The organism is Humibacillus xanthopallidus, assembly GCF_006716675.1.
In the GTDB taxonomy this organism is placed as follows: domain Bacteria; phylum Actinomycetota; class Actinomycetes; order Actinomycetales; family Dermatophilaceae; genus Humibacillus; species Humibacillus xanthopallidus_B.
The window spans coordinates 1,367,816-1,384,048 of the sequence record NZ_VFPM01000002.1; the positions used below are offsets into that span (position 1 = coordinate 1,367,816).

Genomic DNA, 16,233 nt, shown 5'->3' on the forward strand with positions numbered 1-16,233 from the left:
TCACGTCGTCCATCCCGGAAACCTATCGGCTGGGACGCGCGCGGGGGAGTCACCACGCAAGAGCGACGCCCAATCGTGAGCAATCGGCTCCATCTGCCTGTGTCGGACCGCTCAGAACCCGACGAACCATGACATGGCGGGGACGGGCGAGGAACCCGCACGGCGGGGTCCGCGCACCGGCCGAGCCGGCAGGTCAGGGAGTGGCGCTCTCCGTCGACCCTGTCGAGGTCGACGTGTCGGCGGTGCTCGCCGTGTCGGCCGAGCTCGAGGTGCCGGTCGACGCGTCACTCGACGAGCTCGTCAAGCTCGTCGAGGTGTCGCTCGTGCCTGCCGGAGCCGGGTCTGACGTCGTCACCGACTGTTCCGCGCTCGTCGTGGACTGGCTCGTCGAGGACGTCGGCGAGTCGGTCGGAGTCGGGTCGGCGGCTGTCGTGGTCGACGTCTCAGGCGGATTCGTCGTCGTGGTGGGCGAGCTCGTCGTCGTCTCCGACGGAGGCTGCGTCGTGGTCGTGCTGCTCGAGGAACCGGACGTCGTGCCGGTCGTCGGGGTGCCCGTGCCGCTCGACGTGCCGGTGCCGCTCGACGTGCCGGTGCTCGTCGGCGTGCCGGTGCCGGTGGACGTCGGGGGCCGCGTCGTCGTGCCCGAGCCGGAGGACGTCGGTCGTGTCGTCGTCGGGGTGGAAGTCGACGGCGTGCTGCCCGAGCCGTCGATCGCGCTGCTCGAGCCGGCAGAGCCACCGGACGGGATCGGCACGTCGCCGTCCTGCACGGTCTGCACCGTGCGCCCGCTCCGGTCGATGACGAAGTGCGGGACGACGGCATACGGGATGCTGTCCACGGCCGAGGCGGGGAAGCCGAGGTAGGGGGCCGGGTCGACGTAGCGGTCGTTGATGATGACGTCGAAGTGCAGGTGACAGCCGGTCGACCACCCGGTCGTGCCGACGAGGCCGATGACCTGGCCCTGCTTGACGACGTCACCCTCCTTGACGAGGAACTTCGACTGGTGGCCGTAGGCGGTCTTGACGCCGGTCGTGTGCTGGATGATCGTGCGCAGGCCCCATGAGTTGGAGACGCGGGCGTAGATCACCGTGCCGTCGGCCGCGGCGCGGATCGGGGTGCCGCAGCTCGCCTGGAGGTCGATTCCGGTGTGGAACATCGCGCGGTGCAGCACCGGGTGGATGCGGGGGCCGAAGGCGGAGACCTCGGCGCCCGGGACCGGGTGGATGAAGCCGGCCGTGGAGGGCGGGCCGGCAACCGGTGCGGCGACCGCCTGTGCAGTCGACAGTGCGAGGTTCATCGACGGGAACATGAACAGCCCCGATGCGCCGCTGAAGGCGGCGTTGCCGCCGCCGACCGCGACGGCGTCGCCGAGCAGTGACGTGGTGTGGTCGGACAGGCCTGCGCGAGCCACGTCGACTGCTCCGACGGCGTCCTGGACCGCGGCCTGCGCCGGGGTGCCGGCGGCGAGCACGACGTCGGCGCGCTGTGCGCTCGGGGCGCTGCCGCCGAGGAAGGGGAGGACCGCGAACATCGTGAGTCCCGCGGCAAACGGGACGATGCGGCCACTCATGCGGATGTTGAGGACGAAGGGACCCTTGGGTCGGGTGTCATCACCCACCGGCCGGCCACCCCCTCAGGCGTCTCGTCACGTTCGGCCCATGGGCCGCATCTGTCACTACCAACTGCGGTTGGTTCTCCCCAGGGGCCAACCTCTGTCGCTTCCTCCACCATATGTGGGGGAGAACGATTGGGGGCAGTTGTGGGAGAAGTTCTCCGAGATTCGTGACGGATGTGACTGGTGTGACAGGAGTGACTCCGAACCGTCGGGCCTCAGAAGCCGGCGGGCTCGTGAGGCTCGTAGGCGGACTCGAGGCGGGCGTGCTCGTCCTCACCCAGGTGCAGGTCGAGGGCAGCGACGGCATCGTCGATGTGCTCGGGCCTCGTGGCGCCGATGATGGGCGCCGTGACGACCGGGTTGGCGAGGACCCACGCCAGCGCCACCTGGGCGCGCGGCACCCCGCGCTCCCGCGCGATCGCGGCCACCTGGTCGACGATCGCCCGGTCGCCCTCGCGATAGAGGGTCTTGCCGAACTCGTCGGTCTGGCTCCGGGCGGTCTCGACGTCCCAGTCGCGCGTGAGCCTGCCGCGGGCGAGCGGGCTCCACGGGAGGACACCCACGCCGAGGTCTGCACAGAGCGGCAGCATCTCGCGCTCCTCCTCGCGGTTGAGGAGGTTGTAGTGGTTCTGCATGGACACGAAGGTCGTCAGTCCGGCCATCCGGGCGAGGTAGTGGGCCTTGGAGAACTGCCACGCGCTCATCGAGGAGGCCCCGACGTAGCGCGTCTTGCCCGCCTTGACGACGTCGTGCAGGGCCTCGATCGTCTCCTCGATCGGGGTCAGCGGGTCCCAGCGGTGGATCTGGTAGAGGTCGACGTGGTCCGTGCCGAGCCGGCGCAGACTCGCGTCGATCTCGTTCAGGATCGCCTTGCGCGACAGGCCTGCGCCGTTCGGCCCGTCGTGCATCCGGCCGTGGACCTTCGTGGCGATGACGAGCTCCTCGCGGCGGCCGAAGTCGCGCAGGGCGCGGCCGACGATCTCCTCGCTGCTGCCCGCGGAGTAGACGTTGGCGGTGTCGAAGGTGGTGATGCCGGCCTCGATGGCCTGTCGGATGAGAGGGCGGCTGGCGTCCTCGTCCAGCGTCCACGGGTGAGGGCCACGGTGGGGGTCACCGAAGCTCATGCAACCGATGATGAGGGGCGAGACCTGCAGGCCGGTGTTTCCGAGGCGGACGTAGTCCATGGTCGTGCGCTTCCCTTCAGCCGGTCCCGGCGCTGGTCCGCTGACCGGCGCCCGACGTACCCACGGTAGTTACCCCGTCTCAGGGCAGGGGCAGCGCGGGCTCGCCCGCGAGGGCGCCGTCCATGATGCGGCGCCAGATCGGCGCGGCGTAGCACGCGCCCGTCATCGCGTGGCAGTACTTGCCACCCATCGTCACGTCGAACATCCGCCGGTTCGGGCGCGTCGGGTTGCCCACCCAGACGGCGGTCGCGAGCTGTGGGGTGTAGCCGACGAACCACGACTGCGCGTTGCCGTCGGACGTGCCTGTCTTGCCCGCGGAGACGCGGCCGGAGAGCTGGTTGAGGATGCCCGACCCGTGGGTCATGTTGTACTCGAGGTATCGGGTCGCCTGGCTCACCGCGGTGGCATCGGCGACGCGCCTGCACGACGGCTTCGGCGACCACAGGGTCTTGCCGCCCTGCTCGATGCTCGTCACCGGATAGGGGGCGCAGACGACCCCGCCGGCGGCGAGACCTGCGTAGGCGGTGGCGAGGGTCGCCGGCGAGACGGCCTGAGCGCCGAGGACCACCTGAGGTGGATAGGTCCCGAGCGGCGAGCCGTCGCCTCCGTGGATGCCGAACGCCGTCATGGTGTCGTGGATGGCGCAGACCCCGATCTTGCTCGCGAGCGCCACGAAGGCCGTGTTGGTCGACTGTGCGGTCGCCGTCATCAAGGACATCCGGCCACCGCCCCAGGCCTCGTCGTTGTAGACCATCCAGTCGGTGGAGAGCCCACACGGCTGGGGGAACTGCGACGACGAGAACGTGGCCGGGCGCTGGTTGTCGGCGGCCGGAGCGTCGATGCTCGCACGGGTGCCGAGACCCTGAGCCATCGCGGTGACGAGCGAGAAGGCCTTGGCGGTCGAGCCGAACTGGAAGCCGCCCGACCCGCCGTACGTGGCGTCGACGGAGTAGTCGACCTCCGTCTCGCCGGGCCGCGAGCTGCCGTATGCCGTGTCCTGCCCGAACGCGAGCACCTTGCCCGTGCCCGGCTCGGTGACGTAGGCGGCCGCCGCGACCCCGATGGAGTTGTGCTCGGGCGCCACGGTGCGCAGCGCCGCGTTCACCGTGTCCTCCACGCTCGGGTCGAGCGTCGTGTGGATCGTCAGACCACCGTGGACGAGGAGGTCGTGCCGGGCCTGCGTCGTCGCCCCGAGCGCCGGCTGCTGCTCGAGCCAGCTGATGACGAAGGAGCAGAAGTACGGATGGTCCGAGGCGACGCAGGTGGCGGGCAGGTTCGTGATGCGCAGGTCGGCCGAGAGAGGCCGCCTGACGGCGGCCTGCCACTGGGCGGTCGTCAGCTCGTGGAGCTCGTGCATGCGGTCGAGGACGACGTTGCGCCGTGACTGAGCCTGCTGTGGGTGGTGCACAGGGTCGGTGGCGCTCGGGCTCTGGACGAGCCCGGCGAGGGTGGCTGCCTCGGTGAGGGTCAAGGATCGCGCGTGAACGTCGAAGTAGTGCAGCGCGGCAGCCTCGACGCCGTAGGAGCCGTCACCGTAGTAGGCGAGGTTGAGGTAGCCCTGGAGGATCTGGTCCTTGCTCCACGAGCGTTCGAGGGCCACGGCATACCGCAGGTCGGTGAGCTTGCGGGGCAGGGTCTTGGCGGTGGCCGCCTGCGCCTCGGACGTCTGGCCCTGGCTGAGCGCCTTGGCCTGGAGGGTCATCTTGACGAACTGCTGTGTGAGGGTCGATGCGCCCTGCGAGGCCTCACCGGTGCGCAGGTCCTCAAGGACCGCGCGGGTCAGGCCGGCGGGGTCGATGGCCCCGTGGTCGTAGAACCGGCTGTCCTCGATGGCCACCTGTGCCTCGCGCATGACGGGCGCCACCTGCGAGAAGTTCACGGTGCGGCGGTTCTGGTCCTGGGGGGCGGCGATGAGCGAGCCGTCGGCCGCGAGGATCCGTGAGCCCTGCGCCATCGCGACCGCCGTGAAGGTGCTCGGCAGGTCGAGGAAGGCGGTGCTCCCGGAGTCGGCCAGGCTGCCGATGGCGGCAACCGTGGGGGCTGACAGACCGGCAGCGAGCACCCCGACCAGGCAGGCCGCAACGAGGAATCCCGCAAGGAGGCGGAGGGTTCTTCCTGTGCCGTTCCGTGGAGCGCTCACTCCTGAAACTACCCACACGAGCTTGACGACTCGCTGGGCGCGAACTGGATGCTCTCTCAGGGGCGCTCGCGGTTGCTCGCGCTCACGGCCCGGCGCTCAGCGGTCAGCCCGTGGACCGGCGACCAGCCGCACCGGGCTCACCCAGGCTCACACGGGCTCACACGGGCTCACCCGGGCTCACCCGGGGCTCACCGGGGCTCACCGGGGCTCACCGGGCGAGGATGTTGCCGACCTCGGAGACCACCGTCATGACGAGCCACCCCGCGGCGACGACCCAGCCGATGATCATCGGGGTCCGTCCGCGGAGATCGCCTGCCTTCATCGCGCGACGTCCGTAGTGGATGGCGATGACGCAGGGGATGACCACCACGGCGAAGGTGAGGGCCGCGATGCCCGCGATCGTCCATCCCGGAGCATCCACGGAGCCGGCTTCGTAGCCCAGCATCGAGTAGAGGCCTTCACCCACGGCGAAGGCGATGAAGAAGAAGACCGGGACCAGGGCGAGGCCGATCCACGCGCGCGTCACCCAAGGAGTCTCATGACCCGTGGGGACGAGCGGCTGCTCCTGCTTGGCGCTGCTCATGACGCACCTACCTTTCCCCTCTTCGATCCTTCGCCCGTGGTGGGCTCTCGATCAAGGGACGAAGGTCCGCCTGGCTCGTCACACGGCGACGGCAGCAGGCGCGGCTCCACGACGGTGGGGCAGCAGGGGCTTGAACCCTGGACCGACGGATTATGAGTCCGCTGCTCTGACCGGCTGAGCTACTGCCCCCACCCTCGGACGGCACGCGGCCACCGAGGACGCTGGGAGTCTAGCGACCACTGCAGGGGGCGCCCGACTCACCCTCTAGGCTCACGGACGACCAGCACCCCGATGACCGAAGGACCCAACCCATGAGTGACGGCATCCGCGTGGCCGCGGTCGACGACGTGGCACCCGGTGAGGCACTCGTCCTGCCGATGGACCTCACCGGCACGACGGAGCCCATCTCGCTCTTCCGCGACGACGACGGCACCTACTACGCCCTCGACGACACGTGCTCGCACGAGGATGCGTCGCTCGCCGAGGGGTGGATCGAGGCGGGGGAGGTCGAGTGCCCGCTGCACGCGACGCGCTTCTGCCTCAAGGACGGGGTGCCGCAGTGCCTGCCGGCGACGAAGCCGGTCGCGACGCACAAGGTCGAGCTGCGCGGCGAGGAGGTCTACCTCCACCCCGGGGTCCCCGCCACCTCGTGACGTGCCGGCGACAACGTCATGCCGAACGCGCGCTCTGCTGTGCGTTCGGCATGACACAGACCATGCCAGCGCCGGAGCGAGTGGGCGATCCTGATGCACCCGTTCCCTGAGAGTCCTCTGGTGCGGGTGTGCTGGGTGGTGCACAATGGAGCCCGTGCCCACACCCGTGGGCACGCGGCATACCTGAAGTGAAGATCGGCACGGCGAGCACCACGAGCACGACTCGGCCAGCAGGCGTTGGGGAAGACGTCCCTGCACACCGAGGAGGTTCGGATGTCTGTCGCGTTGCCGCGCACCATGACGCGTGGGGTCGTGTTCGTACACGGAGCCCCAGCGGTGCTGTGCCCCCACATCACGTGGGCCATCGAGGCCGTTCTCGATCGTCGGGTCACCCTCGACTGGCTGCCCCAACCAGCTGCGCCCCGGCACCTGCGGGCCGAGCTCAGCTGGACCGGCGAGCCCGGCACTGGCGCCGAGCTCGCCAGCGCCCTGCGGGGCTGGGACTCGCTGCGCTACGAGGTCACCGAGGAGCCGTCGCCCGGCTGCGACGGGGCGCGCTGGTCCTACACGCCACGCCTCGGCATCCACCACGCGATGACGTCGGCATCCGGCGACGCCGTCGTGCAGGAGGACCGCCTCCGCGAGGCAGTCATGCGCACGCGCGGTGACCTCGAGGCCCTGCAGGACGAGATCGACCTGCTGCTCGGGCTGCCGTGGGACGAGGAGCTCGAGGTCTTCCGGCACGCTGGTGACGGCGCGCCCGTGCGCTGGCTGCACAAGGTCGGCTGACCACGGACGTCCCGCCTGCCCGTCCTCCAGCGCGGCAGCCGGGAGGACGAGGGCCCGGGGGGTTCGTGCCCCCGGGCCCTCGTCGTGTCGTGCTGGCGTGTTCGCCGGCCACCGCGGCGGTATGCCGTGCGGCGGGCTCGTGCTCAGTAGCTGCGGACCGCCAGGGCGACGTTGTGACCGCCGAAGCCGAACGAGTTGTTGAGCGCAGCGATGTCGCCGTCGGGCAGCTTCTGGTGCTCACCCTTGACGACGTTGAGCGGGATCTCGGGATCCTGCTCGTCGAGGTTGATCGTCGCCGGGACGGTGCGGTGGTAGACGGATAGGACCGTGATGACCGCCTCGAGCGCGCCGGCCGCGCCCAGTAGGTGCCCGGTCATCGACTTCGTCGCCGTGACGGACATGTTGTCCGTGTGTTCGCCGAAGGCCCGCTTGATGGCGTTGTACTCGGCCACGTCGCCGACCGGCGTCGAGGTCGCGTGCGCGTTGATGTGGAGGATGTCGGTGGGCGCGAGGTCGGCCCGCTCGACGGCGTAGAGCATCGCGCGCGAGGCTCCCGAGCCGTTGGGCTCGGGTGCCGTGATGTGGTGGGCGTCGGCCGACATTCCGACGCTCGCGAGCTCGGCATAGATGCGAGCGCCTCGGGCCTTGGCGTGCTCCTCCGACTCGAGCACGAAGACGGCGGCACCCTCGCCGAGCACGAAGCCGTCACGGCCGGTGTCGTAGGGACGCGAGGCCGCAGCCGGGTCGTCGTTGCGGGTCGAGAGGGCCTGCATGGCGGCGAAGCCCGCGATCGGCAGCGGGTGCACGGCGGCCTCGGTGCCACCGGCGACGACGACGTCGGCGCGACCCGTGCGGATCATGTCGATGGCGTAGCCCATGCTCTCGGCCCCGGAGGCGCAGGCGCTGACGGTGGTGTGGGCCCCGGCGCGGGCACCGAGGTCGAGCGAGACGGCAGCCGCAGGACCGTTGGGCATGAGCATCGGCACGGCCAGGGGGTAGACCCGGCGGGGGCCCTTCTCCTTGAGCACGTCCCACTGGTCGAGCAGGGTCCAGACCCCGCCGATGCCGGAGCCGATGGCGGCGCCGAGACGCTCGGGGTCGATCTCGGGGGCGCCGGCGTCGGCCCACGCCTCACGTGCGGCGATGAGGGCGTACTGGCTCGACGGGTCGAGACGGCGGGTCTCCACCTTGGCCAGGACATCGATGGGCTGCGTGGCGATGAGCGCGGCGAAGGTGACGGGCAGCTCGTACTTCGAGACCCAGTCGAAGTCCATCGTGCGCGCGCCGGAACGGCCGGCGAGGATGGCTTCCCACGTCTCGGGGACGGTGCCGCCGACTGGCGTGGTCGCACCGAGTCCGGTGACCACGACACGGCGGTCGCGAATGGACGTCATGGTGACGTGCTCCTCTGGGTCGAGTGACGGGGGTGATGCGGTGCTGTGCTGCTGTCTGTGCGGGTGGAGCTCTGGTGCGCTGCTGCGGAGTCGAGCGCTCGGGCCAGAAGGGGGCCGGAGACGCGTGGGGCTCGATCGCTGACGCGAGCCACGTGACCGGCGCTGACGCGCTGCCCGCGCCGGCCACGTGGACGACGGCGGCGATCAGGCCTGGGCGCCGCTGATGAACGTGACGGCGTCGCGCACGGTCTTGAGGTTCTTGACCTCGCTGTCCGGGATGCGCACGCCGAACTTCTCCTCCGCGTTGACGACGATCGTCATCATCGAGAGGGAGTCGATGTCGAGGTCCTCGGTGAAGGACTTGTCCATCTCGACGGACGCGGTGTCGATGCCGGTCTCCTCGTTGACGATCTCTGCGAGACCGTCGAGGATCTCCTGCTCGGACTGAGCCATCTGGGTGCTCCTTGTGTCGTTGGTGTTCTCGTCTGTCATCCGTGGTGGATGTCATGCCGTTGGCCCGAATGACCCGTCGGGACCGGCGGGAGCTGTGGCTGCCGGGGCGCCTGCTGCTCAGGGCAGCACGACGACCTGGGCGGCATACACGAGGCCGGCGCCGAAGCCGATCTGCAGCGCGAGGCCGCCGCTGGGCGCCTCGCCCTCCGCGAGCATCCGGGTCGTGGCGAGCGGGATGGAGGCGGCCGAGGTGTTGGCCGTCGTGACGATGTCGCGGGCGACGGGGATGTCGGCCGGCAGCTTGAGCTGCTTGACCATCGCGTCGATGATGCGGATGTTGGCCTGGTGGGGGATGAAGGCGTCGAGGTCGTCGGCCTTGATGCCGGCCCTGTCGATGGCCTGCTGGGCCACGGGGGCCATGCCCCAGACCGCCCAGCGGAAGACCGTCTGACCCGCCATGCCGATGTTGGGCCACACGGCCTTGTCGGCCTGGGCGTCCTTCCACGACTCACGGACCTCGGTCCAGGCCTGCTTCTGGCTGATCGCGTCGCGCTGGACACCGTCGGAACCCCACACGGTCGGGCCGATGCCGGGGGTGGCGCTCGGGCCGATGACGCAGGCGCCGGCGCCGTCGCCGAAGATGAAGGCGCTGCCGCGGTCGTAGGGGTCGGTGAAGTCACTGAGCTTCTCGACACCGACGACGAGCACGTAGTCGGCCGAGCCGCCCTTGACCATGTCGCTCGCCATCGCGACGCCGTAGCAGTAGCCGGCGCAGGCGGCCGAGATGTCGATGGCCGGGGCCGTCGAACCGAGACGCGCCGCGAGCTCGGGCGCTGCGGCCGGGGTCTGGTAGGGGTGGGTCACCGTCGCGACGAGGACGAAGCCGATCTGGTCGGGCGAGATGCCGGCGTGCTCGAGGGCCTGGCGCGACGCGTGCTCCGCCATGTCGATGACGCTCTCGTCGTCAGCGGCGAAGTGGCGGCTGATGATGCCCGAACGCTCGCGGATCCACTCGTCGCTCGAGTCGATCTTGTCGACGATCTCGGAGTTCATGACGACGCGCGCGGGTCGGTAGGCGCCGACGCCGAGCATGCGCGAGTGGCGCGCCGCGCCGTTGTCGACGAGGGTGCCGGTGCCCTTGGGGGTGGGCGGCGTGGAGGCGGTGGGTGAGGTCACTGGTTGCCTTCTCGGGGGGAGGGGTTGTCGGTGCCACCGTGGGTCTCGACGAGCGCACGCGCCGCGTCGAGGTCGTCGGGGGTCTTGGGGGCGACGGTCTCGACGCCGGGCATCGCGCGCTTGGCGAGGCCGACAAGGGTGCCGGCGGGTGCGAGCTCGAGCAGCCCGGTGACGCCGAGGTCGACGAGGGTCGCCATGCACTGGTCCCAGCGCACGGGGTTGCTCACCTGGCGCACGAGCCGGGTCACGACCTCGGCGCCGTCGGTCACGGCCCGGCCGTCGGCGTTCGACAGCAGGGCGAGGGTCGGGTCGGCCGGAGTGAGGTCGGCCGCAGCAGCAGCCAGTGCGTCGACCGCGGGTGCCATGTGGTGCGTGTGGAACGCGCCGGCCACCTGGAGCGGGATGACCCGGGCCTTCGCCGGCGGGTCGGCGCGGAGGGCCTCGATCTGCTCGAGGGTGCCCGCGGCGACGACCTGGCCGGCACCGTTGACGTTGGCGGGCGTGAGGCCGTGTCGCTCGATCGTGGCGAGGACCTCGTCGGTGTCACCGCCGAGCACCGCGGCCATGCCGGTGGGGGTCACGGCGCTGGCCTCGGCCATCGCCCGACCGCGCGTCGCGACGAGCGACATCGCCTGGGCGCCGCTGACGACGCCGGCGAGGGCCGTGGCGGTGAACTCACCGACGGAGTGGCCGGCGAGCACGGCGCCCGTGGCTTCGGTGGGGGCCGGAAGGAGGGCACCTGCGGTGACGAGCCCTGCGGCCACGATGAGCGGCTGTGCGACGGCGGTGTCCTTGATGGTGTCCGCGTCGGACACGGTGCCGTGCGCCACGAGGTCGAGCCCGCCGGCCTCGCCGAGGGCTTCGAGGCGGTCGCGGACTCCGTCGAGCTCGAGCCACGGGGAGAGGAAGCCGGGGGTCTGGGAGCCCTGTCCGGGGCACACGATCGCTAGCACGAGTTCCACCCTTCCGGGTTACCGACGGGGACCCTCCCACCGATTGTCACGAAGTCCCACTCGATCCTTTGGAGGAATCCTCCAAACGGCCACGTGGGACGAGGTCGGGCTGACGACCCGGGGGGACGGCATACGGTTGCACCTTGGAGCCCAACGTACTCCGCACGCGGTCGTTGGTGGGAGGGGCGAGGGCCGCGGGTGTCCGCCCCTCACCGGAGAGCCGCCCGAGGGCGAGCGCGATGCGCACGACCCACGCCTCGCGCGGGGTGGCGAGGTCGTAGCCGGTGAGGTCGCTGATGCGCCCGAGGCGGTAGCGCACGGTGTTGGCGTGGACGAAGAGCGCGCGGGCCGTGGCCTCGAGGGAGCCGCCGGTCTCGAGGTATGCCGTCGCCGTCTGGAGCAGCGGGGCCTGGGCCGCCGCTGACAGCGGCCGGTGCACCCGGTCGACGAGGATGCGCCGCGCCGGTTGGTCCCCGGCCAGGGCTCGCTCGGGAAGCAGCGCCTCCGACTCGACGATTCGGGGGGCATCGGGCCAGGCGGGCGCGGCCGAGAGCCCGCTGAGTGCGGCCCGGGCCGAGCGGCCCGCGGCGAAGAGGTGGGGCACCGTCGGACCGACGACGATCGGTCCCGGACCGAACGCGTCTGCCACGGCGGTGACGACGCGGAGCGGCTCTCGGGTGCCGCCGATGATCGCGATGAGGCGGGAGCGCTGCACGATCGCGAGGGCTTCGACACCGTGCTCGCGCACGGCGCGACGCAGCTCGTCGATGGCGGGGACGGTGCTGCCTCGCCCCCCGGGGGTGCTGCCGACGACGAAGGTGACGTGCGAGACCTCGCCCCAACCCAGTGCGCTGGCCCGCGACTGCATGGAGTCGTCGGCCTCGCCCCGCAGCACCGCGTCGACGACGAGTGCCTCGAGGCGTGCGTCCCAGGCGCCGCGGGCCTCGGCGGCCCCCGCATAGACCTCGGCGGCGGCGAAGGCGATCTCGCGCGAGAAGCGCAGCACCGACTCGCGCAGCAGCTGCTCGTCGCCGGGCCCGGCCAGGCTCTCGACCCGCGACTCGACGACGTCGACGACGGTGCGCACGAGATCGAGGGTGTGGCGCAGGCTGACGGTGCGGGTCAGCTCTTGCGGAGCGTTGGCGAAGATCGAGATGGCAGAGGGGGATTGGTCGTCCTGCCGGAACCAGGCGATGAACTGCGAGATGCCGGCCTGGGCCACGAGCCCGACCTGCGAGCGCTCCTCGGCCGAGAGGCGGCGATACCAGTCGAGGTTCTCCTCCATCCGCCGGACCGCGAGCGTCGACAGCTCGCCGGCGCTGCGCTCGACGGCGAGCATCGTCGAGGCACTGGCGTGCTGTCGCGACGGTGGGCTCATGGCCCCACCCTAGGTCGCCGGGCGGGTGATGGCTTGTAGGGCGCCGACAAAGCCGCTCCGCCGCCCACGCCTACCGGGCGGTGAGGATCGCGGTGCTGCCGGCATACGATCGCGGCCCGTCGAAGGGCGGCAGCGCCCGCGACAGCTCGGCGTCGAACGTCGCGAGGTAGGCCACCGCGGCCGCGTGGTCCTCGAAGGTCGCGCGGGTCTCGATGTCGCGGTGCGTCACGTGCGAGAAGTGGCGCCCCAGCATCTCCTCGGCAACCTCTGACGTGAACTGGGTGACGAGGGGCTCGCCGCCGGCCTCCCGCAGGAGGTCGGCGAGGTGTTCAGCACCGTTCGTCGCCACGACGAGCACGCCGCCCGGGCGGAGCACCCGACGAAGCTCCCGCAGCGCGGCGTCCAGGTCGGGCACGTGGTAGAGCATCCAGGCCGCGACGGCCACGTCGAAGGTCTGGTCGGGGAACGGCAGGTCGTCGGCGGGGGCGACCGTGGCCGGCACTCCGAGTGCCGCGGCCGAGGTGACCATGGCGGGGGAGAGGTCTGTCGCGACGTAGTCGACATCGGGCACCACGTCCATGACCGAGCGTGCGAGATGGCCTGTGCCGCAACCGATCTCGATGACGGACGTGGGTTGCGCGTCGAGGATGGCGCCACGCAGCACGTCGGTGGGTGACACGCCCTCAGGTCCGGGGCGCCAGACGCCTCGACGGGTCGCGAGGCGCTCCGTCGAGGAGTACTGGGTGATCATCGCGTCGGGCGTCGTCATCTCCGTAGGGCGCATCCGCCCGACCCTAGCGACGGCCGCGAGGCGCGTCGACTCAGCTCGAGACGGTCTCGGCGAGTCGGCCGAGGCTGTCCTCCAGCTGCTCCTTGCTGACGAGCGGGAAGCTGACCTCGGACAGGATGTCCTTGTCGGTCACCGAGCTCCAGTCGTAGGTCAGGCTGATCTGCGTCGAGTCACGACCGCTGGGCTCGACTGCCGCCCTCCCGCCCGTCGAGTGCCCGCCGCGCCGGTTTGCCGGGGTTCAGGTCGACGTCACCTGATGGCCGACAGACCGCCCTCTCGCCGACCGCTCTCGGTCGCCCGCCCCACGCGGCGAGGCGATGGGCTTGGCGCCATGAGACGCCTCCTCATCACCATCGTCCTCGCCCTGATCGCCGCGGCCTCGTTCGCCACGGTCGCGCCGGCATCATCGGCCCAGGCACTGACCCGCACCGACGCCGGGGCGATCCCCACCACGAGCAGCGGTTCGACCCGCGCCCAGCCACAGCCGCTCGTCATCGGCCACCGCGGAGCCTCCGGCTACCGTCCGGAGCACACCCTGGCCTCCTACGAGCTGGCCGCTCGCATGGGCGCCGACGTCATCGAGCCCGACCTCGTCTCGACCAGGGACGGCGTGCTCGTCGCCCGCCACGAGCCCGAGATCGGCGGCACCACCGACGTGGCCGACCACCCCGAGTTCGCCGCCCGCCGCACCACGAAGCTGCTCGACGGGCAGCCCGTGACCGGTTGGTTCACGACCGACTTCACGCTCGCCGAGCTGAAGACGCTGCGGGCGAAGGAGCGCCTGCCGCTCGTGCGCCAGGAGAACACGATCTGGGACGGTCGCTTCGAGGTGCCGACCTTCGAGGAGGTGCTGCGCCTGCGCGAGCAGCTGGGCCGGGAGCTGCACCGCACGATCGGCGTCTACCCGGAGACGAAGCACCCGACCTTCTTCCAGCAGCTCGGCCTCGCGCTGGAGCCCAAGGTCGCCATGGCCCTGCGTCGGCACGGACTCGACCGGCCCAACGCGCCGGTCTTCGTGCAGTCCTTCGAGCTGACGAGCCTCTACACGCTGCGAGACTCGCTGAAGCTCAGGGCTCCACTCGTGTTCCTCACCGGTGGCGGTGCACCGTACGACCTCGTCGCGCAGGGCGACCCGCGCACCTACGCCGACCTGCAGCAGCCGGCGAGCCTCGCGGTCCTCGCTCGCACCATCAACGGACTCGGCCCCGACAAGTCGCTCGTCATCCCCCGCAACGCGGACGGCACGCTGAGGGCGACGCCGACGAGCCTCGTTCGTGATGCCCACGCGGTCGGCCTGCTCGTCCACCCGTACACGTTCCGTGCGGAGAACACCTTCCTGCCGACCGACTACCGCATCGGGTCCGCGCCGTCCGACTACGGCCGGGCTGTCGACGAGCAGGTGCGCTTCCTCCAGACCGGCATCGACGGTCTCTTCACCGACCAGCCCGACATCGGCGTCGCCGCGCGAGGCGCGTTCCTCCGGCAGCGCTGACACACGAAGAACTCCGAGGCGGACCGCATCCCTCCACGGCTGCGGTCCGCCTCGAAGCGGTCTGGGGGCGGCGGCCCGTCAGTCGGTGCCGAACTCCATCGCGGCGCGGTCGAGCATGTCGTCCTCGCTGTCGACGTCGGCCGCGGCGGGGTTGGCCGAGATCGCGGCGGCGCCGCCGGGGGCGAGCTCACCCACGAGCTGCTTGGCGTCGGCACCGAGCAGGCCCTGGGCGGCATACAGCTCGAGCTTGGCGCGCGAGTCGGCGATGTCGAGGTTGCGCATCGTCAGCTGCCCGATGCGGTCGACCGGGCCGAACGCGGCGTCCTCGGTGCGCTCCATCGAGAGCTTCTCGGGGTGGTAGCTGAACGCCGGGCCTGACGTGTTGACGATCGACCAGTCGTCGCCGCGGCGCAGCCGGATGGTGACCTCGCCGGTGACGGCGGAGGCGACCCAGCGCTGGAGCGACTCGCGCACCATGAGCGACTGCGGGTCGAGCCAGCGCCCTTCGTAGAGAAGGCGGCCCAGCTTGCGGCCCTCGGCGTGGTAGTTGGCGATCGTGTCCTCGTTGTGGATCGCGTTGAGGAGCCGCTCGTAGGTGAGGTGGAGCAGCGCCATCGCGGGGGCCTCGTAGATGCCGCGCGACTTGGCCTCGATGATGCGGTTCTCGATCTGGTCGCTCATGCCGAGGCCGTGACGGCCACCGATGCGGTTGGCGGCGTCGACGAGGGCGACGGCATCGGCATACTCCGTGCCGTTGATCGCCACCGGGCGACCACGCTCCCAGCGCACCGTCACGTCCTCGGTCTCGATGGCGACGGAGGGGTCCCAGAACCTGACGCCCATGATCGGCTCGACGACCTCGATCGACTCGTCGAGGAACTCGAGGGTCTTCGCCTCGTGCGTCGCGCCCCAGATGTTGGCGTCGGTGGAGTAGGCCTTGGCGGCGGAGGCGCGGTAGGGCAGGTCGCGGGCCGTCAGCCATTCGGACATCTCGTGGCGCCCGCCGAGCTCGCTGACGAAGTCGGCGTCGAGCCACGGCTTGTAGATGCGCAGCTCGGGGTTGGCCATGAGGCCGTAGCGGTAGAACCGCTCGATGTCGTTGCCCTTGAAGGTCGAGCCGTCGCCCCAGATGGAGACGCCGTCGTCCTGCATCGCCCGGACGAGCAGCGTGCCGGTGACGACGCGGCCGAGGGGGGTCGTGTTGAAGTACGTCTTGCCGCCGCTGCGGATGTGGAAGGCGCCGCAGGCGATGGCCGACAGGCCCTCCTCGACGAGGGCGGCCTTGCAGTCGACGAGCCGGCTGATCTCGGCGCCGTACTGGCCGGCGCGCCCCGGGACGGAGTCGATGTCGGGCTCGTCGTACTGCCCGAGGTCGGCCGTGTAGGTGCAGGGCACGGCGCCCTTCTCTCGCATCCAGGCAACAGCCACCGAGGTGTCGAGGCCGCCGGAGAAGGCGATGCCGACACGTTGACCGACGGGGAGCGAGGTCAGGACCTTGGACATGGATGCAAGTATATGCACAGCCACGCATACCTATCCAATCAGGGGAGAATCCAGCGGAAGCAGGTCTGGTCTTGTACTGACTTTGGTCAAGATTCGACAATTAATTCGGATAATCCCGATTTAGCCCCCA

General features: G+C 70.7%; 14 protein-coding genes and 1 tRNA gene. 3 read left to right on the forward strand and 12 right to left on the reverse strand.

Annotation, left to right across the window (positions count from 1 at the left end):
• Positions 1 to 193: 193 nt before the first annotated feature.
• From FBY41_RS14215 to FBY41_RS14235, 5 genes are all read right to left on the reverse strand, one after another.
• Positions 194 to 1,618, reverse strand: coding sequence for a M23 family metallopeptidase (locus FBY41_RS14215; protein WP_141844854.1), 1,425 nt, complete (start codon positions 1,616 to 1,618; stop codon positions 194 to 196).
• Positions 1,619 to 1,830: 212 nt separating this feature from the next.
• The gene (locus tag FBY41_RS14220) at positions 1,831 to 2,799 is read right to left on the reverse strand and encodes an aldo/keto reductase (RefSeq protein ID WP_141844855.1); all 969 of its coding nucleotides are present in this window, start codon (positions 2,797 to 2,799) and stop codon (positions 1,831 to 1,833) included.
• Positions 2,800 to 2,878: 79 nt separating this feature from the next.
• Positions 2,879 to 4,861, reverse strand: coding sequence for a transglycosylase domain-containing protein (locus FBY41_RS14225; RefSeq protein WP_141844856.1), 1,983 nt, complete (start codon positions 4,859 to 4,861; stop codon positions 2,879 to 2,881).
• Positions 4,862 to 5,147: 286 nt separating this feature from the next.
• Entirely contained in the window at positions 5,148 to 5,522 is a 375-nt protein-coding gene (locus FBY41_RS14230; protein ID WP_141844857.1) for a hypothetical protein, read from the reverse strand.
• Positions 5,523 to 5,637: 115 nt separating this feature from the next.
• A tRNA-Ile gene (locus FBY41_RS14235) sits at positions 5,638 to 5,711 on the reverse strand.
• A gap of 122 nt (positions 5,712 to 5,833) precedes the next feature.
• Between FBY41_RS14235 and FBY41_RS14240 the strand changes: the two genes are divergently transcribed.
• Positions 5,834 to 6,175, forward strand: coding sequence for a non-heme iron oxygenase ferredoxin subunit (locus FBY41_RS14240; protein WP_141844858.1), 342 nt, complete (start codon positions 5,834 to 5,836; stop codon positions 6,173 to 6,175).
• Positions 6,176 to 6,448: 273 nt separating this feature from the next.
• Positions 6,449 to 6,964 carry a DUF3145 domain-containing protein gene (locus FBY41_RS14245; protein ID WP_185749057.1) on the forward strand — a complete coding sequence of 172 codons (516 nt, stop codon included), beginning with the start codon at positions 6,449 to 6,451 and terminating at the stop codon, positions 6,962 to 6,964.
• Positions 6,965 to 7,107: 143 nt separating this feature from the next.
• Here the strand turns inward: FBY41_RS14245 and fabF are convergent, their stop codons facing one another.
• The 6 genes from fabF to FBY41_RS14275 all read right to left on the reverse strand — a co-directional run bounded on the left by fabF (position 7,108) and on the right by FBY41_RS14275 (position 13,102).
• Positions 7,108 to 8,358 (reverse strand): beta-ketoacyl-ACP synthase II, encoded by a 1,251-nt coding sequence (gene fabF, locus FBY41_RS14250; RefSeq protein WP_141844859.1) that lies wholly within the window; start codon positions 8,356 to 8,358, stop codon positions 7,108 to 7,110.
• A 204-nt stretch (positions 8,359 to 8,562) separates the two neighbouring features.
• Positions 8,563 to 8,811 (reverse strand): acyl carrier protein, encoded by a 249-nt coding sequence (locus FBY41_RS14255; RefSeq protein WP_141819631.1) that lies wholly within the window; start codon positions 8,809 to 8,811, stop codon positions 8,563 to 8,565.
• 117 nt (positions 8,812 to 8,928) lie between these two features.
• On the reverse strand, positions 8,929 to 9,987 hold the full coding sequence (locus FBY41_RS14260) for a beta-ketoacyl-ACP synthase III (RefSeq protein ID WP_375869873.1): 1,059 nt from the start codon (positions 9,985 to 9,987) through the stop codon (positions 8,929 to 8,931).
• The gene (locus FBY41_RS14265; protein ID WP_141844860.1) at positions 9,984 to 10,940 is read right to left on the reverse strand and encodes an ACP S-malonyltransferase; all 957 of its coding nucleotides are present in this window, start codon (positions 10,938 to 10,940) and stop codon (positions 9,984 to 9,986) included. The genes FBY41_RS14260 and FBY41_RS14265 overlap by 4 nt, the downstream gene beginning before the upstream one ends.
• 46 nt (positions 10,941 to 10,986) lie before the next feature.
• A complete protein-coding gene (locus FBY41_RS14270; RefSeq protein WP_141844861.1) occupies positions 10,987 to 12,318 on the reverse strand; it encodes a PucR family transcriptional regulator in 1,332 nt (443 codons plus the stop codon).
• A 70-nt stretch (positions 12,319 to 12,388) separates the two neighbouring features.
• Positions 12,389 to 13,102 carry a class I SAM-dependent methyltransferase gene (locus FBY41_RS14275; protein WP_141844862.1) on the reverse strand — a complete coding sequence of 238 codons (714 nt, stop codon included), beginning with the start codon at positions 13,100 to 13,102 and terminating at the stop codon, positions 12,389 to 12,391.
• 337 nt (positions 13,103 to 13,439) lie between these two features.
• Here FBY41_RS14275 and FBY41_RS14285 point away from each other — a divergent pair, with 337 nt between their 5' ends.
• Positions 13,440 to 14,600: a glycerophosphodiester phosphodiesterase gene (locus FBY41_RS14285; RefSeq protein WP_141844863.1), complete on the forward strand. Its 1,161-nt coding sequence runs from the start codon at positions 13,440 to 13,442 to the stop codon at positions 14,598 to 14,600.
• Positions 14,601 to 14,678: 78 nt separating this feature from the next.
• Here FBY41_RS14285 and argG read toward each other — a convergent pair whose 3' ends face one another.
• Complete coding sequence (argG, locus tag FBY41_RS14290; protein WP_141844864.1) at positions 14,679 to 16,103, reverse strand: argininosuccinate synthase; 1,425 nt, start codon at positions 16,101 to 16,103, stop codon at positions 14,679 to 14,681.
• Between the last annotated feature and the right edge of the window lie 130 nt (positions 16,104 to 16,233).